20 protein-coding genes are annotated in these 21665 nt (G+C 65.6%); 12 read left to right on the top strand and 8 right to left on the bottom strand.

Translation table 11 applies throughout. The features are described 5' to 3' along the window. Positions 1–14: 14 nt before the first annotated feature. The 3 genes from TabM4_RS17270 to map form a co-directional block, all read right to left on the bottom strand. Positions 15–470 (bottom strand): YaiI/YqxD family protein, encoded by a 456-nt coding sequence (locus TabM4_RS17270; protein ID WP_434615186.1) that lies wholly within the window; start codon positions 468–470, stop codon positions 15–17. 2 nt (positions 471–472) lie between these two features. After that, positions 473–1303, bottom strand: coding sequence for an S-formylglutathione hydrolase (gene fghA / locus TabM4_RS17275; protein WP_434615189.1), 831 nt, complete (start codon positions 1301–1303; stop codon positions 473–475). Positions 1304–1476: 173 nt separating this feature from the next. Continuing rightward, positions 1477–2304, bottom strand: a complete 828-nt coding sequence (gene map, locus TabM4_RS17280; protein WP_434615192.1) for a type I methionyl aminopeptidase — start codon at positions 2302–2304, stop codon at positions 1477–1479. Between the two features lie 136 nt (positions 2305–2440). Between map and TabM4_RS17285 the strand changes: the two genes are divergently transcribed. The 3 genes from TabM4_RS17285 to TabM4_RS17295 are packed head-to-tail and all read left to right on the top strand — an operon-like array spanning position 2441 to position 4901. After that, on the top strand, positions 2441–3160 hold the full coding sequence (locus TabM4_RS17285; RefSeq protein WP_434615195.1) for a competence/damage-inducible protein A: 720 nt from the start codon (positions 2441–2443) through the stop codon (positions 3158–3160). After that, the gene (locus TabM4_RS17290; protein ID WP_434615198.1) at positions 3157–3876 is read left to right on the top strand and encodes a GNAT family N-acetyltransferase; all 720 of its coding nucleotides are present in this window, start codon (positions 3157–3159) and stop codon (positions 3874–3876) included. Before TabM4_RS17285 ends, TabM4_RS17290 begins: the two co-directional genes overlap by 4 nt. Before the next feature lie 20 nt (positions 3877–3896). Beyond that, positions 3897–4901, top strand: a complete 1005-nt coding sequence (locus TabM4_RS17295) for an OmpA family protein (RefSeq protein WP_434615201.1) — start codon at positions 3897–3899, stop codon at positions 4899–4901. A gap of 46 nt (positions 4902–4947) precedes the next feature. Here TabM4_RS17295 and TabM4_RS17300 read toward each other — a convergent pair whose 3' ends face one another. From TabM4_RS17300 to TabM4_RS17320, 5 genes are all read right to left on the bottom strand, one after another. Continuing rightward, the gene (locus tag TabM4_RS17300; RefSeq protein WP_434615204.1) at positions 4948–5853 is read right to left on the bottom strand and encodes a LysR family transcriptional regulator; all 906 of its coding nucleotides are present in this window, start codon (positions 5851–5853) and stop codon (positions 4948–4950) included. A gap of 155 nt (positions 5854–6008) precedes the next feature. Next, positions 6009–8012 (bottom strand): FAD-dependent oxidoreductase, encoded by a 2004-nt coding sequence (locus TabM4_RS17305; protein ID WP_434615207.1) that lies wholly within the window; start codon positions 8010–8012, stop codon positions 6009–6011. Positions 8013–8190: 178 nt separating this feature from the next. Next, the gene (locus tag TabM4_RS17310) at positions 8191–8562 is read right to left on the bottom strand and encodes a hypothetical protein (protein WP_434615210.1); all 372 of its coding nucleotides are present in this window, start codon (positions 8560–8562) and stop codon (positions 8191–8193) included. Between the two features lie 14 nt (positions 8563–8576). Beyond that, positions 8577–9350 carry a DUF6478 family protein gene (locus TabM4_RS17315; RefSeq protein WP_434615213.1) on the bottom strand — a complete coding sequence of 258 codons (774 nt, stop codon included), beginning with the start codon at positions 9348–9350 and terminating at the stop codon, positions 8577–8579. Between the two features lie 108 nt (positions 9351–9458). Beyond that, a complete protein-coding gene (locus TabM4_RS17320; RefSeq protein ID WP_434615216.1) occupies positions 9459–10085 on the bottom strand; it encodes a cation transport ATPase in 627 nt (208 codons plus the stop codon). 174 nt (positions 10086–10259) lie between these two features. Between TabM4_RS17320 and TabM4_RS17325 the strand changes: the two genes are divergently transcribed. The 9 genes from TabM4_RS17325 (at position 10260) to TabM4_RS17365 (ending at position 21661) form a co-directional block, all read left to right on the top strand. After that, positions 10260–11156, top strand: a complete 897-nt coding sequence (locus TabM4_RS17325) for a peptidoglycan DD-metalloendopeptidase family protein (protein WP_434615219.1) — start codon at positions 10260–10262, stop codon at positions 11154–11156. Positions 11157–11160: 4 nt separating this feature from the next. Continuing rightward, positions 11161–11607 carry a GNAT family N-acetyltransferase gene (locus tag TabM4_RS17330; RefSeq protein ID WP_434615222.1) on the top strand — a complete coding sequence of 149 codons (447 nt, stop codon included), beginning with the start codon at positions 11161–11163 and terminating at the stop codon, positions 11605–11607. Positions 11608–11846: 239 nt separating this feature from the next. After that, complete coding sequence (gene accD, locus TabM4_RS17335) at positions 11847–12740, top strand: acetyl-CoA carboxylase, carboxyltransferase subunit beta (protein WP_434615225.1); 894 nt, start codon at positions 11847–11849, stop codon at positions 12738–12740. Between the two features lie 52 nt (positions 12741–12792). After that, positions 12793–14028 carry a bifunctional folylpolyglutamate synthase/dihydrofolate synthase gene (locus TabM4_RS17340; protein WP_434622144.1) on the top strand — a complete coding sequence of 412 codons (1236 nt, stop codon included), beginning with the start codon at positions 12793–12795 and terminating at the stop codon, positions 14026–14028. 525 nt (positions 14029–14553) lie between these two features. Then, positions 14554–15486, top strand: a complete 933-nt coding sequence (locus TabM4_RS17345) for an IS5 family transposase (RefSeq protein ID WP_434613568.1) — start codon at positions 14554–14556, stop codon at positions 15484–15486. Positions 15487–15548: 62 nt separating this feature from the next. Beyond that, positions 15549–16523 carry a GNAT family N-acetyltransferase gene (locus TabM4_RS17350; RefSeq protein WP_434615228.1) on the top strand — a complete coding sequence of 325 codons (975 nt, stop codon included), beginning with the start codon at positions 15549–15551 and terminating at the stop codon, positions 16521–16523. Then, positions 16516–17391 carry a glycoside hydrolase family 16 protein gene (locus tag TabM4_RS17355; protein WP_434615231.1) on the top strand — a complete coding sequence of 292 codons (876 nt, stop codon included), beginning with the start codon at positions 16516–16518 and terminating at the stop codon, positions 17389–17391. The genes TabM4_RS17350 and TabM4_RS17355 overlap by 8 nt, the downstream gene beginning before the upstream one ends. Beyond that, complete coding sequence (locus TabM4_RS17360) at positions 17388–19793, top strand: phosphotransferase (RefSeq protein ID WP_434615234.1); 2406 nt, start codon at positions 17388–17390, stop codon at positions 19791–19793. The genes TabM4_RS17355 and TabM4_RS17360 overlap by 4 nt, the downstream gene beginning before the upstream one ends. Then, positions 19790–21661 carry a hypothetical protein gene (locus tag TabM4_RS17365; RefSeq protein ID WP_434615237.1) on the top strand — a complete coding sequence of 624 codons (1872 nt, stop codon included), beginning with the start codon at positions 19790–19792 and terminating at the stop codon, positions 21659–21661. Before TabM4_RS17360 ends, TabM4_RS17365 begins: the two co-directional genes overlap by 4 nt. Positions 21662–21665: the final 4 nt, after the last annotated feature.

Consider the following 21665-nt stretch of genomic DNA (forward strand, 5'->3'; position numbering starts at 1 on the left):
GGCCGTGGCGCAGATCACCCGCCCGCCACCGCCCCCCGCATCACCCGCTCCAGTGCTTCCAGAAACCGCGACCGGTCCGCCTTGGAAAAGGGCCGCCCGCCCCCCTGCCGGAACGGGTCCGCGCTGCGCAGGTCCGCCATCAGGTCGCGCGTCGCCAGCACATTGCCGATGTTGCGGTCGGTCAGCACCTCGCCATTGTGCTTCACCACCACCGCGCCACCCGCGATGACCCGCGCCGCCAAGGGTATATCCCCCGTCACCACCACATCCCCCGGCCCGGCCTGATCCGCGATCCACTTGTCCGCCTCATCCGGCCCGGATGCCACGAAGACGCTCTCCACCAGCGGATTGGCGCTCGGCCGGATGCCCCCGTTCGACACGACGATCATCCGCACCCGGTGCCGCACGGCCACGCGTTCGCATTCCTCCTTCACGGGGCAGGCATCGGCGTCGACGAACAGCCGCGCCATGGTCAGCCCAGCAAGGCCTGCGCATGGAAGGCCACATGTTCCTCCATGAAGGTCGACACGAAGAAATAGCTGTGGTCATAGCCCTTCTGCATCCGGAACGCGCCGCCCTGCCGCCGCGCCGCCATCGCCTCGGCCAAGGCCTCGGGCTTCAAGAGGTCAAGGAACTGGTCCTTCGTTCCCTGATCGATCAGCATCGGCCCGTCGAACCCATAGCGCCGCATCATCAGCGTCGCGTCATAACCCGCCCATGCGGCCTCGTCCTTGCCCAGATAGGCGGTGAACTGCTTCCTGCCCCAATCGCTGGCCGTCGGGTTGCAGATCGGCGCAAAGGCGGAAACCGACCGGAACCTTCCCGGAAAGCTCATCGCGATGGTCAAGGCACCATGCCCGCCCATCGAATGCCCCGTGATCGCCTGCGCCGCCTCGGCCAAGGGAAAGGCCGAGAACAGCACGTTCGGCAATTCATCCGTGATGTAATCCCACATCTGGAAATGCTGCATCCACGGCTCTTCGGAGGCATTCACATAGAACCCCGCCCCCTGCCCCAGATCATAGGCCTCGTCATTCGCCACCCCCGGCCCGCGCGGAGAGGTGTCGGGAAAGACCAGCGCGATGCCGGCTTCCGCGGCCCAGCGCTGCGCCCCTGCCTTCACCATCGCATTCTCATGCGTGCAGGTCAGCCCCGACAGGAACCACAGCACCGGCACCGGCCCGTCCTCGGCCTGTTCGGGCAGGAACAGCCCGAAGGTCATGTCGCAATCGCAGGCACCGGATGGGTGCGTATACACCCCCTGCACACCGCCAAAGGCCCGGCTTTCCGATACGGTCTTCATCACGCACCTCGCATTGTCGGGGCAAAACTTTCACGCCACTGGGACGGATGCAACCGTCCAAGGCGAAGTCTGACGCAGACTTCGCGACGATTTCTGCACACAGAAATCCTGCCCAAGGTCAGGCCCCGGAATTTGCGTCAAATTCCGTCGCGGTTTCTGCGTCAGAAACCGCCCTACTGCGTCGGATGGAACTTGCCCGCGGGCGAGGCGGTAAAGATCTGGCACCCCGTCGCCGTCACGCCCACCGAATGCTCGAACTGCGCCGACAGCGACTTGTCGCGCGTGATCGCCGTCCAGTCATCGGCCAGCACCTTCGTTTCCGGCCGCCCAAGGTTCACCATCGGCTCGATGGTGAAGAACATGCCTTCCTCCAGCACCGGCCCGCTGCCCGGCCGCCCGTAATGCAGCACATTGGGCGGCGCGTGGAACACGCGGCCCAGCCCATGGCCACAGAAATCGCGCACCACGCTCATCCGCTGCGCCTCGACATAGGACTGGATCGCATGGCCGATGTCGCCGAAGGTATTCCCCGGCTTCACCGCCTCGATCCCGCGCATCAGGGCCTCATGCGTGACATTGATCAGGCGCTGCGCGAAGGGCTTCGCCGTGCCCGCCACATACATCCGGCTGGAATCACCGTACCAGCCATCCACGATCACCGTGACATCCACGTTCAGGATGTCCTGCGGCTGCAGCACGTCGCTGCTGCGCCCCGGAATCTTCGCCCCCGGTATCCCGTGGCAGACGACATGGTTCACGCTGATGCAGGACGCATGGCGATAGCCCTTGTAGCCGATCGTCGCCGAGGTCACGCCCCGCCGCGTCACCTCTTCGGTGATGAAGGCGTCGATCTCGCCCGTCGCGGCCCCCGGCACCACCAAAGGCCCCACCATGTCCAAGATCTCGGCCGCCACCCGGCCCGCTTCGGCCATTCCCGCGAAATCCGCATCCTCGTAGATGCGGATACCGTCCTTCGTGATGCGCCCGCGCGTCTCGTCCACTGGCCGAAATCCTTTCGTCAACAGGGCCTAGATAGTCCCTGCCGCCCGCAAAGGCCAGACCTGCGCATGCCACCCCCTTTGAAAGACGCCCGCCGCGACCTATACCCGTTCCAGCCCGCGCAAAGAGAGGACCGAAATGCCCAATCCCACAGCCGCCATGCTGGTGATCGGAGATGAAATCCTGTCCGGCCGCACCCGCGACTCGAACATGCACCACCTCGCCCAGCGCCTCACGGATCATGGCATCCGCCTGATGGAGGCCCGCGTCGTGGCCGACGACCACGACGCCATCGTGACCGCGGTCAACGACCTGCGCGCCCGGTATGACCATGTCTTCACCTCCGGCGGCATCGGCCCCACCCATGACGACATCACAGCCGAGGCCATCGCCGCCGCATTCGCCACCCCAATCACCCACCGCGCCGACGCCATGGCGCTCCTGCAGGCGCATTACGACCGCGCGGGGCTGCCCTTCAACGAGGCGCGGCAACGCATGGCCCGCATCCCCGACGGCGCGACGCTGATCGACAACCCGATCTCCACCGCCCCCGGCTTCACCCTTGGCAATGTCCATGTCATGGCGGGCGTCCCATCGATCTTCGAGGCGATGCTGGCGGGTGTCCTGCCCACGCTCACGGGCGGCGCGCCCCTCCTATCGCAATCCCACCGCGTCAACCGCGGCGAAGGCGAAATCGCTGCCGATTTCGCCGCCCTCGCCGCCGACTTCCCCGACCTGACAATGGGCAGCTATCCCTTCAACACCAACGGCGTCTACGGCACCAACCTCGTCATCCGCGGCACCGACCCCGCCCGCATCGACGCCGCCATGACCCGCCTTTGCGCGCTATTCCCATGACCGAGGAAGACCTCGCCCAACTGGCCGAGGCGACATGGCCCCCCGCCGCCACCCATCGGCACGGGCCATGGATCATCCGCGAGGGCCAAGGCGGCGGGCAACGCGTCTCGGCCGCCTCCGCCATCGGCGACTGGCTGCCCGACGACATCCCGCAGGCCGAAGCCGCGATGCGCGCCCTTGGCCAATCCCCGCTCTTCGTCCTCCGCCCCTCCGAAACCGCGCTGGATCAGGCCCTCGCCGCGCGCGGCTATGCCCTGCACGACCCCGTGATCGCCTATGCCGCCCCCACCGCCGCACTCGCCGACCCGCCCCCCGCCTTCCTGACCAGCTTTCCGCATTGGCCCCCCCTCGCCGTCGCCGCCCAACTCTGGGCCGAAGGCGGAATCGGCCCCGCCCGACTCGCCGTCATGAGCCGCGTTCAGGGGCCGAAGACCGCCATCCTCGGCCGCGCGGGGGACCGCGCAGCGGGCATCGCCTTCACGGCGATCCACCGCAATGTTGCAATGCTTCACGCGCTTGAGGTCGCCCCGGATCAACGCCGAAAAGGCTGCGCCCACAATATCTTGCGGGCCGCCGCCCTCTGGGCCCATGATCACGGCGCAACAACCCTCGCCCTTCTGGTGACTGAGCGGAACGCCGCCGCCCGCGCCCTCTACGCTTCCCTGAACATGGCCATTGTGGGACAGTATCACTATCGGAAAGCCCGATCAGAATAGCCCCGCAGAAGGCCGAGCAGTTGACGACACCGCGCCCGCACCATCCGCCCCGGCCTCGCCGCCTTTTCGGCATGGTCGCTCTGGCCTTGTCCGCCGCGCTGCCCGCACAGGCGCTCGACCTCCGCCTTCCCGCCACGGCGATCCCCTCCGCCTCCCGCAGCGAGGCGCTCTCCTCCTATGACGTGCCTACCGGCCCATGGCGCGCCGGGGTCATCCCCTCCACCACCGCCGAAGGCCGCATCGACCAGACCGCATGGAAGATCGCCGCACCGGGCCAGACCACGCTACAACTGCTGCAACCCCTCCGCGACCAGATCGCGGCAGCGGGATATGAAACCCTGTTCGAATGCGAAACCTCCGCCTGTGGCGGGTTCGATTTCCGCTACGGCACCGACATCCTGCCCGAACCGCAGATGCATGTGGACCTTGGCGATTTCCGCTTCCTCGCCGCCCGCCGCGACAGCGCGGCTGGGCAGGACTGGATCACCCTCATCGTCAGCCGCTCTGCCGATACGGGATTCGTCCAACTCACCCGCATCGGCCCCGCCGCGCCCGAAACCTCTGACGTGACCGTCTCGTCAAAGTCACCCTTCTCCCCGACGCCTGACATCGCTGCCGCTCCGCAACCCGCGGCCCTGCCGCAGGACGACCCGCTCACGGCCGCCCTCGCTGCCGGCGAACACGCCATCCTCGCCGATCTGCAATTCCCCTCCGGCCAGTCCACCCTCGCGCCCGGCGACTACCCCTCCCTCGCCCGCCTTGCCGAATGGCTCGCCGCCAATCCGCAGGCGCAGGTGGAACTCGTCGGCCACACCGACGCCTCCGGCAACGCACAGGCCAATACCGCCCTCTCCCTCGCCCGGGCCGAGGCCACGCGCGACGCGCTCGTCACACTCCACGGGATCGACCCCGCGCGCATCCTAACCCGCGGCGCAGGCCCGTCAGAGCCCATCGCCAGCAACGACACCCCCGAAGGCCGCGCCCAAAACAGAAGGGTCGAGGTCATTGCGACCCCGACCCTGTGAACTCCCCCAGGAGTTTTCGGTCCCCGTTGCCGGGAACCGGCGGTAATCACCAGTTATCCGGTCCCTTGTCCATCAGTTGACGCGCAAGGAAATCGATGAAGGCCCGCACCTTGGGCTGCGTGAACCGCCCCGGCGGATAGACGGCATAAATCCCAAGGCTTTCCACCGGCAGCCCCGGAATCGCCTCTTCCACCAGCCCCTGCCGCATCGCATCGGCGTAAAGGAAGGACGGCAGATAGGCGATGCCCAGCCCCGAAATCGCCGCGTTCAGCAGCGATTGCCCGTCATTCACCGTCAGCCAGCCGACAGATCGCACCTGCCGCTTTTCCCCCGACGGCGCCGTGATCTTCCAGACGTTGCCATTGGCCTGATTGGAGTAATGCAAAAGCTTGTGTTCGTTCAGATCGTCGATCTTCAACGGCCGCCCGTATTTCTGGAAATACGAAGGCGACGCGATCATCCGCTTCGTCGTCTCGGTCAGCTTGCGGGCGCGCAAGGACGAATCCTCAAGTTCACCCACCCGGATGGCCATGTCGAAGCCTTCGCTGATCAACTCGACATAGCGGTTGTTCAACACCATGTTCACCGTGATGTCGGGGTATTCGAGCAGGAAATCCCCCAGAATCGGCGAAAGCAGGTTGACCCCGAAATCGGTCGCGACACTGATGCGCAACAGGCCCGAAGGGGCCGACTGCATGGATGTGACCAGCGCATCCGCCTCTCCTGCGTCATTCAGGACGCGGCGCGCGCGATCGTAATAGGCAAGGCCAATCTCGGTGGGCGAAACGCGCCGCGTGGTCCGGTTCAGAAGACGGGCCCCCAGCCGCGCCTCCAGAGCCGACACGTGCTTTGACACGGCGGATTTCGAAATTCCCATCTTCTTGGCCGCGTCGGTGAAGCCGCCCTGGTCTACGACCATGGCAAAGGCTTCCATTTCCGTCAGTCGGTCCATTGTTACCCTCTGGCAAGCTATGAGGTCGTAACAGCGAGGATTGACCGCGAATTCAGGCAGGATCGGGGCGCAGGCGGGGCCGATCCGGGGTTTTCCTTAGGATCGTTGAAGGCGGGGAAACACAGGCCCCGCCGCGCAACTCCGCGGAATCCCTGTCAAAGCTGCGCCGCAAGCCTTGCCCCCTGATCGATTGCCCGTTTGGCATCCAGTTCGGCGGCCACATCCGCCCCCCCGATGACATGGGCGGCAATGCCCGCCGCCGCCAGTTCGTCTGCCAATCCGCGTGCCGGTTCCTGCCCCGCGCAAAGGACAACCGAATCAACCGGGATCAATTCTTCCACCCCGTCGCGCAGCACCACGAGGCCATCCCCGGTGATCCGCCGATATGTCACGCCGCCGATCATCCGCACGCCCTTCGCCGCCAGCGCCGCGCGGTGAATCCACCCCGTGGTCTTGCCAAGGCCACGCCCCGGCTTTTCCGCCTTGCGCTGCAACAGCCAGACCTCGCGCGCCGGCGGCTCCGGGTCCGGCTCCACCAGCCCGCCCCGCACCTCGGCCGGATCGCCCACACCCCATTCCCGCCGCCACAGCGCCGCGTCCAGCGTGGGCGACACCCCGCGATGCACCAGATACTCCGCCACGTCGAACCCGATCCCGCCCGCGCCCACGACAGCGACGCGCCGCCCAACCTGCGCCCCGCTCAGAACGTCGATGTAACCCAAGGCCCGCTCCTCACCCTCGATCCCCGGCGACCGCGGCGAAACCCCTGTCGCCACGACCACCTCGTCGAAGCCACGTAACTCTTCCACCGAAACCCCGGCGCCCAGCCGCAACTCCACTCCTGCCCGCGCGATCCGCGCCGCGAACCACCGCACCAGCCCGTGGAACTCCTCCTTCCCCGGCACCTGCTTGGCAAGGTTCAACTGCCCCCCGATCCTGTCCGCCCGGTCGAACAGCGTGACGCGATGCCCACGCTCCGCCGCCACCGCCGCCGCCATCAGGCCCGCAGGCCCCGCCCCCACCACCGCCACGGATTTCGCCACCGCAACCGGCTCATAGACCAGTTCCACCTCATGGCAGGCGCGCGGGTTCACAAGGCAACTCGTCAGCTTGCCGCTGAACGTATGGTCCAGACAGGCCTGATTGCAGGCGATGCAGGGCGCGATCTCCTCCGCCCGCCCCGCCGCCGCCTTGGCCACGAAATCAGCATCCGCCAGAAAGGGCCGCGCCATGGAAACCATGTCGGCCATCCCCTCGGCCAGCACCTTCTCGGCCACATCCGGCGCGTTGATCCGGTTCGACGTGATGACCGGGATCGTCACCTCCCCCCGCAGCCGCCCCGTCAGATGCGCGAAAGCCGCGCGCGGCACGCTCGTCGCAATCGTCGGCACCCGCGCCTCATGCCAGCCGATGCCGGTATTCAGCAGGCTCGCTCCCGCCGCCTCGACGGCACGCGCCAACACCGCAACCTCGTCCCAAGTGCTGCCATCGGGCACCAGATCGATCAGGCTGATCCGGTAGATCAGGATGAAATCCGCCCCCACCGCCTCCCGCACCCGCCGCACCACCTCGACAGGCAGGCGCATCCGGTTTTCATAGCTCCCGCCCCAATCGTCCTCTCGGCGGTTGGTATGGGCGACAAGGAACTGGTTCAGGAAATACCCCTCGCTCCCCATCACCTCGACGCCGTCATAACCCGCCTCGCGCGCCCGCACCGCCGCTGTGACGATATCGGCAATCTGCTTCTCGATCCCCGCCGCATCCAATTCGCGCGGCACGAAAGGCGAAATCGGCGACCGTATCGCGCTCGGCGCCACGCAATCCTTGCCATAGGCATAGCGCCCGGCATGCAGGATCTGCATCGCGATCCGCCCACCCGCATCATGCACGCGCCCCGTCACCACCCGGTGATTGGCAATGTCCTGCGCCGAATACAGCCCCGCCGCCCCCGGAAAGACCCCGCCTTCCGCATTGGGCGCCATGCCCCCCGTCACCATCAGCCCGACGCCACCCCGCGCCCGGGCGGCATAGAACTCCGCCACCCGGTTCCAGTCGCCCCGCTCCTCCAGCCCCGTATGCATCGACCCCATCAGCACGCGGTTCGGCAGGACCACATGCCCCAGATCAAGCGGCGACAGCAGGTTCGGATAATCGGTCATGTCAGGGTCCTCCGGCCCGCGACACTGCCGCAGCCGCAGCCGCCTGTCACGGGCAACGCAACGTCATGCGCGCAACATCGCCCTGTCTTCGTCTCGGCCCAAATACCCTCTCGGGCTCAGCCTGTACCCGCCAAAGGTTCAAAGGCCGCTCGCCCGCAGCCCCCAATCCCGCGCGACGCTAACCCGCCGTCTCCACGCAATGCCGCCGGAAGGCCCGCTTCAGCATGTCCAACTCCGCCCGCAACAGATCGATCTCCGCCCGCAGGTCATCCTCCATCGGAACACCCGTGATGATCGTGAAATGCGCCAGCGTCTCGCCCGTCTCCCGGTCGCGCATCAGGAAGGTCTGCACCCCCTCGGCCAACACCTCCACCGGCACGGGCACCCGCACCGCCCATTCGCCCGGCCGGTCGGGGATCGCCGTCACCGTCACCCCCGGCACCACCGCCTCCAGATGCCGCACCTCCAGCGCGGGCTTGTCCGTTCCCGACAGGACGCCTTCCCAGACCCCGGCCCGGATGCGCGTCTTGGTCAGCCTTGCCCCATCCATTCCCGCACCTCCCATCACAGATCCGCCCGCGGACGGCGGCTCACCGTCACATCCCGCAGGATGATCTGGTTCATCTCCGGCCCCTCGAAGATCAGATCGATCCACAGTTTCTCGATCCGCTTCTCGTTGATCTTCGTGTAGGTCAGGTCGAATTCCACCATCACCTCTTCCGCGCCCAGCGGCATCTCCAGCACGATCTGTTCCGTGTTCGGCCCGTGCTTCACGTTCAGCCGCGCAAAGATCTCCAGCGGCTTCTCCAACTCCACGATCACATCCAGCCGCACCAGATGCCGCAACCGCAGCCCCTGCGCCGCCTCCTCCGGCAGGTCGATCACCAGCGACAGGAACGATCCGTCGAACCGGAACACGTCCATCCGGAACCCGAAGGGCGCGACATCCGTCTCCCGCTCGTTGCGGATCTGCCTCACCGTCAACTCGCTCACCCGGCAGTCGTGAAAGACCGTCGCCCCCTCGCAGAACTGCATCCGGTTCGGCACCGAGGCATGGCCCGGCACCGGCATCGGCCCCCGCCACAGATCGGGACGCCACGCCCAATCCGTTCCCAAGGGCTTACGCATCGCGTTCGAACCGATCAGGGGCAGCGCCAGCCGATGCTCGGCCTGATGGATCACCCGGTCCAACTGCCTCCGCATCGCCCGCGCCCGGCTCCGCCAGCCCCGCAAGACATCCGCATCGACCGAGGGCGCAGCCTCCGCCATCTCCTCCCAGCGCCGGACACTCCGCTTCTGCAACAGCCGATCCAGCACGCCTGCGACTTTTCCCACCATTCCCCGTCCCGAAACAGCGCACATCGCCCGCACCACCGGCGGACCCGCCCTATCTATCGCCGGAAAGCCAGCCCTGCGCCACCGCCTTTTCACCACAGGGTGAAGACGTCACCCGCCTGCAACCTCCGGTCCGGAAACCGCCACCGCACCGGTGCCCGGATTGGCCCGCCGGAGCGCCGCCAGCGCCGCCAGAACCAGCGCCCGCCCCTTGGCCGCATCCAAGCCCTCGCCCTCCGGCGCCGTGACCGAAACGGTCACCAGACGCCCGCGCAACCCGTCGATGCCGCGCCAGTAATCCCCCGCCCGCCGGTCGCGCAGGTGCAACAGGAACGCCCCCTCCGCATCTCGCGCCGACAGCACTTCCACATCATCTGCCCGCCCCGTCCGACTCACCGCCGCCCGCCCCTCGGCCGAGGTGAAATAGGCCGCCAGAGCCTCGCCCCCACCCGCCAGAACCCCGGCAGACCCCCCCTGCCCGATCGACAGCGTCAGCACGGCAGGCACCGCCTCCCCCGCCGCCGAACAGCGCCCCATGATCACCACCGCGCTGTCGCCGCTGCGCTGCCCGGTGTGCGGCGCAAGGCAATATCCGGCAGGCGCAGTCGCCACGACCGCGCCATCCAGCAGCGCGACAGACCGCAGACCACCGCCCCCCGTCTCCACGCATCCCGCCACCAGCACGGCAATCGCCGCCACCGCCGCCCATCCCCGCATCACCCGCACCCCGCCTGCCACGATTACCACCCTGCCCAAGTCATCCGCTCACGCGCCCGATTGGATAGCGCCCGCCCCCCGCGCCGTCCACCACCCATCCCGCATGGACGCGGCTCCCCGCCAAGACGCTTGCCCGCACCCCATTGCATCCCCCCGCCCGACCCGCTTCACTCCGTGCCAAAGCCAGAGGACACCATGACCGCCACCCAGACCATCGCCGCCGCGCTGAACGGCCAGCCCGATCTCTACTCCGCGCTCCGCCACGCGGTCACACGGGCGCAGGCTATGCCCGCCATCCCCGACCTCATCGCCGCCTGCGATGCCACCACCGCCGCCCGCCTCGCCTCGGTCGATGCGGGCCTCCTCGCCGCCGTCGCGCGCCACGGCCTCACAGGCGAGGCCGTCCCCGGCGCCGCCGCCCTCCGCCGTGCCCTCGCCACCGTGGCCACCCACCCGCTGTTCCTCCCAGATCCCGCGACAGCCCCCTGCATGGCCCTGCCCACCACCGGCGAACGCCCCGACATGCCCGCCTTCTCCGATCCGGCCTTCGATCCGTGGTTCGCGCAGCATCAGGCGCGCGGCACCCACTACGGCCTCGGCCTCTACGGCGAAAACCGCACCGTCTACGCCACCCCCCAATTCGCCGATGCCGCCAGCCCCGAACGGCGCACCATCCACCTCGGCATCGACGTCTTCGCCCCTGCCGGCACCCCGGTCCACGCCCCGCTCCCGGGCCGCGTCAGGCATCTCGCCTACAATGCCGACCCGCTCGATTACGGCCATACGCTCATCCTCGAACACGACCTGAATGGAACCCGCTTCTTCACACTGTACGGCCACCTCGCCGCCACCCTGCCGGGCCTCCACCCGGCAGGCAGCGTGGAACCCGGCCAAATCATCGCCCATCTCGGCGACTGGCCGGAAAATGGCGGCTGGGCCCCGCATATCCATTTCCAGATCATCACCGACCTTCTGGCCACCTCGGGCAACTTCTTCGGCGTCGGCCATGCCGGCCTGATCGACATCTGGTCCGACATCAGTCCCGACCCGAACCTCCTGATGCGCCTCCCCACCACCTCCTTCACGGTCTGATCACATGCCCACGATCCGCCTCGCCACCCAAGCCGACCGCGCCCTCTGGGAACCCCTCTTCGACGGCTACGCCGCCTTCTACCAAACCCCGCTCACCGATCAGACGCGCGACACCGTCTGGGGCTGGATCCACGATCCCGCCAACCCCTTCTGGTGCGCGCTTGCGCTCTCCGACGACGGCCACCCCCTCGGCCTCGCCCAATACCAACTCATGCACCGCTCCTTGGGCGGTTCCATGGTCTGCTACCTCTCCGACCTCTTCACCACGCCCGAAGCCCGCGGTCAGGGCATAGGCCGCGCCCTGATCGACCATGTCCTCGCCTTCGCCCGCGACCGCGGCCTTCCCAATGTCCGCTGGCTCACCGCCGAGGACAACATGACCGCCCGGCAGCTCTACGACACCTACCGTCCCCGTACCCCCTTCATCCTCTATTCCGCGCCCACGACCTGACCTTCGTCCGGGAGGCAAATACCCTCAGGGGGTGAATGGGCCGCATGGCCCAGAGGGGGCGGAACGCCCCCCGACGACGGAGGCGGAGCGCGGCACGCGCGCAGCCGACAGGAAAACCGTGCGGCGGCACGCCGCTCCGCCGGATCACCGCCCGTCAGCCCAAGCCCTGATTGCAATTCCCACCCCCCCGGCTTATCTCTGGCCCCCAATCATCCGTGCCGCACAAGGGCAAATCCCGCATGAACTGGATCTCCAACTACGTCCGCCCCAAGATCAACTCGCTCTTCTCCCGCCGCGAAGTGCCTGAAAATCTGTGGACGAAGTGCCCCGAATGCGGGACCATGCTCTTCCACCGCGAACTTGCCGCCAATCTGAACGTCTGCACCTCCTGCGACCACCACATGGCGATCAGCCCGCGCGACCGCTTCACCGCCCTTTTCGACGGCGGCATCTTCACCGAGGTGAAGGTCCCCGACCCCGTCACCGACCCGCTCCATTTCCGCGACCAGAAGAAATATCCCGAACGCCTCAAGGCCGCGCAAAAGGCCACGGGCGAGAAAGAGGCGATGCTGGTGGCCGAGGGCGAAATCGCCAAGACCCCCATCGTCGCCGTGGCGCAGGATTTCTCCTTCATGGCGGGTTCCATGGGCATGTATGTCGGCAACGCCATCCTCGCCGCCGCCGAACGCGCGGTGAAGATGAAGCGTCCGCTCGTCCTCTTCTCCGCCGCAGGCGGCGCGCGCATGCAGGAAGGCATCCTCTCGCTCATGCAGATGCCCCGAACCACGGTCGCCGTGCAGATGCTGAAAGAGGCGCGCCTTCCCTACATCGTCGTCCTCACCCATCCCACCACGGGCGGCGTGACGGCCTCCTACGCCATGCTGGGCGATGTGCAGATCGCCGAACCGAATGCGCTCATCTGCTTTGCCGGTCCCCGCGTCATCGAACAGACCATCCGCGAAAAACTGCCCGAAGGCTTCCAGCGCGCCGAATACCTGCTCGATCACGGCATGCTCGACCGCGTCACGCACCGCAAGGCCCTGCGCGAGGAACTGGTGACGATCCTCAGGATGCTCACCAACCAGCCCCCGGCGATCAAGGGCGAACTGACCGCCCAACCCGCCGAAGCCTGACGTGACCACGCTTCCCGACGCCCCACTTCTCTCTGACGCCATCCTCGAACGGATGATGACCCTGCATCCCAAGGTCATCGACCTGACCCTCGACCGCGTCCACCGCCTGCTGGGCCTGCTGGGCCACCCCGAACGCGCCATCCCGCCCGCGATCCACATCGCAGGCACCAACGGCAAGGGCAGCACGCAGGCCATGATCCGCGCAGGTCTCGAAGCGGCGGGCAAAAAGGTCCACGCCTATACCTCCCCGCACCTTGCCCGCTTCCATGAACGCATCCGCCTCGCCGGGGCGCTCATCGAAGAACCCGCGCTCGCCGCCCTGCTCGACGAATGCGTGGAACGAAACGGCCCGGACGAAATCACCTTCTTCGAAATCACCACCTGCGCGGCCTTCCTCGCCTTCGCCCGTACCCAAGCCGACTGGACGCTGCTCGAAGTCGGCCTCGGCGGCCGGCTCGATGCCACCAATGTCATCACGCCCCGCCTCTCCATCATCACCCCCGTATCGATGGACCACGAATCCTTCCTCGGCGACACGCTGGCCAAGATCGCCTCCGAAAAGGCGGGCATCATCAAGCGCGGCATCCCCGTCATCCTCGGCCCCCAGACGGAAGAGGGGCTTCAGGTCATGGAAAGCACCGCCGCCCGCCTCGGCGCGCCCATCCTCGCCCATGGCCAGCACTGGCACGTTTGGGAGGAACGGGGGCGCCTGATCTATCAGGATGAGACCGGCCTCCTCGACCTGCCCCTCCCCAACCTGCCCGGCCCCCACCAGATCCAGAACGCCGGCGCCGCGATCACCGCGCTGCGCCATCTCGGCCATGACGAGGCCGCCTGCGAGGCCGCCGTCACCCGCGCCGAATGGCCCGCCCGGATGCAGCGCCTCCGCCACGGCCCCCTGACAGACCTCGCCCCGCATGCGGAACTCTGGCTCGACGGCGGCCACAACCCGGCAGGCGGCGAGGCCGTCGCCGCCACACTGGCCCGGATGCCCTCCCGCGACACGCATCTCATCTGCGGGATGCTCAACACCAAGGACGTGACGGGCTACATGCGCCCCCTCGCGCCCCATGTCGCACGGCTTCACGCCGTCTCCATCCCCGGCGAAAAGAACACCCTTCCGGCCGAGGCAACACGCGACGCCGCGCAGGACGTTGGCATCACCGCCACCACGGCCCAATCCGTGGCCGAGGCTGTTACCGCCATAACTGCAGGAACCCCAGACGCCCGTATCCTCATTTGCGGCTCGCTCTACCTCGCCGGCGCAATCCTCCGCGAAAACGGCTGACCTGGGCCAAACTCCTGCGGCGAGGGGGCGCGTTATCTCTCCGACGCACAGAGACGCGACCAAAAGGTCAACAAAAGATGCAAAGTCCCGGCAGATTTGCGCCGATAGGAGCGGGCATCCACAGCCGGTGTGAACAGCCGCCAACAACGCCCTGATCATGCTGACGAAATCATCGGCGCTTCCGCCCATCGTCCCGACCAAGACAGAAGGCCGCGCTCTCAGGTCACCCCGAGAAGGCGCATCTGACCACAGTCTGAACACGGAAGAAATCCGGACAAAAGGATGAGTTGATTCGACCTAAGTTTGAGAAACCTTCCGGACGCGCGGGCCCGCCTTGCCACAAATGGCAACCTAGAGGTGCGTTTCTGCAAAAAATTCAACCCTAGGTGAACTTCATCCGCAACATCTAGACTCGCACTTACAACATGCTGAATCCGCCGAACAGACGATGGCAGAATTGTGGCTCTGTTGCACAAATCGCTTGTGAGGATTCATGTTGTGAATCCAGCGTGATAGCTGGGGTACATGAGCAGACCCACAGCCCCAACCTACAAGACCCGGAACTGGCCAGCCTACAACAAGGCGCTGAAGCGCCGCGGCTCGCTGACGATCTGGTTCGATCCCGCCATGACGTGGGAGGCCGCGCCGACCGGCAAGCGCGGGCGGCAGCCCGACTACAGCGACGCCGCCATTCAGACCTGTCTGACGATGAAGGTTCTATTTGGCATGGCGCTTCGCCAGACGACCGGGTTCGTTGAGAGCCTGTTGCAACTGATCGGCCTGAACTGGGCAGTTCCGGATTTCAGTACGCTGTCACGGCGCCAGAAGACCCTGCAGGTGAACATCGCCTACCGCGGGTCAGACGGTCCCTTGCACCTGCTGGTCGACAGCACGGGCATCAAGGTCGAAGGGGAAGGCGAGTGGAACGCCCGTAAGCATGGTGGCAAGAAGCGACGTGTGTGGCGCAAGATTCACGTCGGGATTGATGAGAAATCTCTGGAAATCCGGGCGGCCGAGTTCACGACCAGCGACGTGGGCGATGCGCCCATGCTCCCCGAGTTGCTTGACCAGATCCCGCCCGACCAGGAGATCGCGACCGTCACCGCCGATGGCGCCTTCGACACCCGCAAATGCCACGACGCCATCGCCGACCGGGGTGCCGCCGCCATCATCCCGCCGCGGAAGAACGCCAAACCTTGGAAACCTGACACCGTCGGTGCAATCGCACGCAATGAAATCCTGCGCACATCAAAACGCGTCGGACGAACCATCTGGCGACGATGGAGCGGCTATCACCGCCGAAGTCGTGCAGAGACCAAGATGCACTGCGTCAAGCTCTTGGGGCAGCGGCTATCCGCTCGGGACTTCGACCGTCAGGTCGCGGAGTTCCAGGTCCGTGTCGCCGTCCTCAACGGCTTCACCGCGCTCGGCATCCCCGTCACGGAAGCCGTGGGATGAGTCTGTCCGGGGTAAGGGGAACCTTGGCCTTCAGCTGATTTGTGCAACAGAGCCCCGATGCATTGCCATCACAATCCTCGATCTGGGCCAAACTCGTCTGCGAGGCGGGCGGCTTCAGGAACCGAAGCATCCATTTCCGTTTCACAGACGGGGCAGAGGCCGTCCTTCCAGTGTTCTCCGGCAGCCCGCTTCTCGGCCCGCTGACCATATCCCGCTCCCCCCCCGCCGCCTGGGGCTTCGGCGGCCCGATCTCTTCACGCCCGCTTGGTCCCGGACATATCCGCCTCATCCTCGACCATTGCGCCGCCCTGCCGGGTGCGGGCATCCAGATCCGTCCCAACCCCCGTGCCGCCGATGTCTGGACGCAGGCCGCGCAGGGCAGCGGATGGGACAGGCTGCACAGGACCGCCCATATCCTCGATCTGTCAGGCGGTTTCGATACGGTTTGGAACGAACGCTTTGCCCCGCGCAGCCGCAGCGCCGCACGCAAGGCCGAACGCGCAGGCATCACGATCGACTCCGGCTCTCACGACGATCTCGCCGTCGAGTTTGACGGGTTGTTCCGGCTTTCCATCGCCCGATGGGCCAGAAAGCAGAACGAAAGCGCAAGGCTCGCCGCCTTCCGCGCACATCTGCGCGACCCCAGACGAAAGTTCCTCCACATGGCACGCCAAAGCGGCGGCATCGTCCGCATCAGCATCGCGCGTCGGGCAGGGCGGCCGATTGCGGGGATCGTCGTCCTTTACGGCCGCAACGCCCATTACACACGGGGCGCGATGGATGAACAGGAAGTCGGCAACAGCGGGGCGAACCATCTGCTGCACCGCATAGCAATCGCCGAAGCCTGCGACAGGTCATGTAGATTTTACCACATGGGCGAGACCGGCGCCTCGACATCCCTCGCCAATTTCAAGGAAGGTTTCGGTGCCGCCCCCGTCCCCTACGCCGAATATCGCCATGAACGGATCCCGGTTATGTCAACCAACCAGCACCTCCGTTCCATCGTAAAGAAAGCAATTGGGTTCCGTGATGCATGACAAGGTTACAAATCCAGAATCCCAGTTAAAGCCTGCGATGTGCCTTGCCGTCGCCCTCCTTCTCCTCGGCTGCTCACCCGCCGAAACGGACGCTGCCGTCGCGGTAGACGGCGCTCAGCCTCTCGGTCAGGAAGACGGCTTCAATCTCGTGTTCAACGACGAATTCGACACGCAGACCCTGAACCGCCTCAAATGGACCCGATGCTACTGGTGGGACAAGCAGGGCTGCACCAATCTCAGCAACAACAACCTGCAATGGTACATGCGCGACAACGTGACGGTTGAGGATGGCAAACTGGTCCTCACCGCGCGGCCCGAAACAGTTGTCGGTTGGGAAGGCCGCAAATTCCCCTATACGTCCGGCATGGTCACAAGCGGGCGCTACTATGCCGAACACCCCTCGGCCAGCCGTTTCGATGCCACCTACGGTTTCTTCGAGATGCGGGCGAAAATCCCGGCAGGACAAGGTTTGTGGCCGGCATTCTGGCTCCTGCCGTCGAAACACGAATCCCTCCCAGAAATCGATATCATGGAGGTTCTGGGACATGACCCGTCCCTCCTCGAACTGCATTTCCACTACCGCAACAGCGCAGGCGAAAAACGCAGCGCAGGCTATGCCGTAAGGACGACCAATCTTTCGCAAGGCTGGCACACCTACGGCGTGGATTGGTCACCTGAACACATCATCTGGTATCTGGATGGCCAGGAAGTCTGGCGCTTTTCCGATCGATCACGCATCCCGAACGAACCGATGTACATGATCGTCAACCTTGCAGTCGGTGGCGACTGGCCGGGCAACCCTGATGAAACGACGCGCTTTCCCGCGCGGATGGAGGTAGATTACATCCGGGCCTGGAGCCACGAATGAAGGCAGGGAACACGCCGCCCGAACGGACGGGATTTCGGGTGGCACCCATTCTCGGTCCCCTGGGCAGGATTGCTCCCCTTCTCGTCAACGGCTACGCCCTCGTCCTGAATGTCGGCATGACGGCCGTTCTAGGGATCGTCTTCTGGTTTGTCGCCACGCGTTTTTTCAGCCAGGAACAGGTCGGGGTGGCTGCAGCCCTGATCTCGACCATGACCACGATCAGCTATTTTGCGCAGATGAACCTCGGATCGCTCCTCGTCCGGTTTCTCTCCGTCTCTTCGGCAGGTGCAGGCAGATTGATCGGGAAGACATATCTCCTCTCCGGTCTCGTCACGGCATCAGCCGCCACCGCCTTTGGCCTTGGCATCGGAAGCGTCACCGAACCACTCGCTATCCTCCGTGACCATCCGGCATTCCTTGGATACTTCGTGCTGGCGACGGTCCTGTGGTCGGTCTTTGCCCTGCAGGACGCGGCGCTTTCGGGTCTGCGCCGCTCGGCACTGGTTCCGGTGGAAAACGCCGCCTATGCCCTGCTCAAGATCGCCGTCCTGCTGGGGCTCGGAGTCATCGGCCTTTCGCCCACGCTCGGCATCTTCCTTGCGTGGACGCTCCCCCTAATCCCGTTGATACTCGTCGTGAACCGCCTCATCTACAAGGCGCTGCCCTCCGGACCGCCCGAACAGGCGCAAGGCGGGCCTGACCTCAGGGCGGCTACCGGTTTTCTGGGGTGGGACTTTCTGGGCAGTCTCGCGCTCGGCGCGGCCTTCGGTCTGGCCCCCTTGATCGTGATGTCCTCCGCCGGCGCCGCATCGACCGCGACCTACCACCTAGCCTGGAGTTTCGCCTATTCCATCTACCTCATCGGTCGCGCAATGAGTGTCTCCCTCGTCGCAGAAGGCGCGATCAACCCGCTTCGGCTGCGACGCCTGATCACGGACACGCTGGGTCACGCCTTGGCCCTCGTCCTTCTGGCCGTCGCGGTTGTTCTGGCCGTCGCCCCCCTGCTGATGGGGATCTTCGGCACCGCCTATGTCGACGAAGGCGCGACCGTCCTTCGGGTCCTCGCCCTCTCCTGCATTTTCTGGACGGTGACGACGGTCTACTGCGCCGCCGCCCGCGTCCGGCGCGATACGCGCAGCGTGGCGATCGTACAGATCATGACCCTTGTTGTCTTTGCATCGGTCAGCTACGCGCTTTCCACCCGCTACGGTGCAACCGGCGTTGCCCTTGGCTGGCTGGTCGCCCATCTGACGATATGCCTTGGCATCGTCGCCCGCTCGATGCTGACCGAGGGCCTCATCGCTCCTCCGGATTGGCTGGCCGCACTGGCCGGCTCGGCAGGCCGCCTCGTCAAAGGCTTGCGGAGACCTGCTTTCTTGGCGCGCCGAACCGCCATCCCGCTCCCGCAAGGAATCCTCGATATGGTCGCGGAGTATCCTTTCCGGGGCAGAGACCTTATTCCGGTGAAGGGCTCCCTCACCGATGTCGGCGTCGCCATGATCGTAGGGGTGGAAAGCGGCACGCCAGAAGCCGTTCTGAAATTCTCCTCAACGCCAAAGGGCTATGCCTCACTGCGCCGACACGCCGCCGCCCTTCGCCAGATGGCCGCCGATGACAGGCTTCGCCCCTTTGCCGACCTCCTTCCCTTCCTTCTGTCCGAACAGCAGTCGGATGACACACTCTGCCTCGTGGAAACCGCAGTCCGCGGCACCGACGGTCGTCACTTCCTGCGGCAGGGCCAAGATGCTGTGCCCGCCCTCGCCGCCGCCGCCGCAACCTTGGCCGCGATGCACGCCTGCACGGCAATACCCCGCCGGATCGACGAAGACTGGGCACTGCGCTGGATCGACGAACCGATCGAAACGCTTTTTCACGCCTTGGGAAAGGAACGGGATCGCCGCCTTACCCATCTGCGCACAACACTGCGCAATGTCTTCATCGGTCGCGAAGCGCGGCTTGGCCTCGGCCATGGCGATATCTGGCCGGGGAACCTTTTCTTTGCCGATGGTCCCGACGCCACCCCGCGCCTCGCCGGGGTGGTCGATTGGGATACCTTCCGCGACGACGCCCTTGCCGCGCTAGACCCCTGTCAGCTTGCCCTAACCTACCGCATGCAGCAGACGGGCGAAGAGTACGGCCCCATTCTGCGCTCCCTCCTGACGGAAGGCACATGGCACGAGGCAGAGTCGTCCATCCTCTCCGCCGCAGGCCTCGATGCCGAACTCGGAAACGCGGCCGATCCCGCCTTGCGGCGCGGCATCCTCCTGCTTGCATGGCTCGGCCACGTCACCACCGTCCTTTCCCAGTCCGAAACCGCCGCTCGCAACCGGTTCTGGCTCTTCGTCAATGTCGAACGCGTCCTCGCAACCGCATTCCCCGCCCCTGCAAGGACGAGCCCGTGAAGAAGCCCGCGCCCAGGACTGCCAGAACAGAACAGGCCAAACCGCAGCATCGGGCGCGCCTCGTCCTTCCCGAACCTTTCATTCCCACTTGCATCATCGCAGCCCTGCTTCTCTGGGGCGGAAGCCTGCGCGGAATCAATCCCGACGCCATGACGGATCTTGGTCTGATTTCGATTCTGCCTTTGTCCTATTGGGCGGCGGTCGTCACGGTTTCCGCGGGCTTTGCCGCCAGTCTTGTTCAGCGTGGCTTGGGCAACTGGTCACGCATGGCGGCCATCCTCACTCTGATCGCCATCCTTCACGCAACACCCCCCATCGTCTACGAAACGCTCCGCTATTCCTGGGCTTGGAAACACATCGGTATTGTCGATTACATCCAACGCTACAGCGACGTGGATCGCACCATCGCATTCCTCAGCGCCTATCATAACTGGCCCGGTTTCTTCTGGATCGTCGCGCAACTGGCCAATCTGTTCGAAATGGGTCCGGTCCAGATCGCGGATGCGGCGCGGTTCTTCCCGATCCTGTCCAACATCGCCTTCGTCTTCCTGCTCCGATCCATCTTCCGACGCTTCACGACGGATGATCGTCTGATCCACGCTGCCCTCTGGATCTTCGTCTGCGGCAATTGGATCGGTCAGGATTACTTCTCGCCGCAGGCCTTGGCCTATGCGCTCTATCTCCTGATCCTGCTCCTCTGTCTTGGCCCGCTCCTGCCCTCAGATGCCCGGCCCACCTCCGCCGAAAGGTGGATCGATCGGCTGCGCACCCGTTTCGTGCGGCTCGTACCGCAGGTCCCGCCCCCCGGCATGGGCTTGCGCCTGCTGGCAGTCGCGCTCCTGATCATCGCGCTCTTCGTCACCACGGCGTCGCATCAGCTCACTCCGCTGATCCTGATCTTCTCCTTGACGGTCCTCGCCGTGCTGACCCAGCTCGGTCTTTCCGTACCAATGGTGGCTGCCCTGATGCTTGCCTACTGGATCATCTATCAGGCCGCCCCCTTCACCGCGATCTACCTGCCGGACGAAATCGCGCAGTTGGGAGAAACGGTCAACGTAGTTGCGGACAGGCTTGTCGATACCTCGGCCGTCGACAGGGATGTCGCTGTGGTGGTCTGGGGCGGGCGCACCCTCACCCTCGGGCTGATCCTGCTTGCAGCCCTCGGCTGGGTCGTCCGGCTACGGCTCGGGGCGAAGGACGGCCTGATCTGCGGCCTTCTGATCGCGCCCGTCCTCATCCTTGGGGCAACCTCCTATGGCGGCGAGGCGGTCTTCCGCGTCTTCTTCTTCTCGCTGCCTTTCGTGGCCTTCCTCGGCGCGGGTCTCTTCTTCCCCGATTTTCGCAAGGTCAGAGGACCCGTCGCCGCTCTGACCTTCTTCCTCCTCTCCATCCTTCTCGTCGTGGGCTTTCTGCTCGGCAACACAGGCAAGGACCGGCAGTATCGCTTTTCGCAGGAAGAAGTTGCCGCAGCGGAATGGCTCTACAGCCGCGGCGCCCCCGGCACCCTGCTTGTCGAAGGTGCACGAAGCTATCCCTCCCAGTTCATGAACTACGAGAACTTCACCTACCTGCCCATCGCCAATGAATCCCCCGCCCAGCGTCAAAGGATATTGACCGATCCAGCCCAGGTGCTGAACCGCTGGTTCGCAGACGAGAACTGGCAGGATGGCTATGTCATCCTCACGCGCAGCCAGACCGCCTATGTCGAGGCCCTCGGCATCATGCCCGAAGGTGCACTGGACACCCTCTCGCTTGCGCTCCTTGCCTCACCGGATTTCCGGCTCGTCTATGCCAACAGGGACGCCCGCATCTTCCGGGCGGCCCGCTTCGTCTCACCGGAACAGCCGGCACCGCCACCCATTCCCTGACGCT

The organism is Tabrizicola sp. M-4 (assembly GCF_051132405.1).
GTDB lineage: Bacteria > Pseudomonadota > Alphaproteobacteria > Rhodobacterales > Rhodobacteraceae > Paragemmobacter.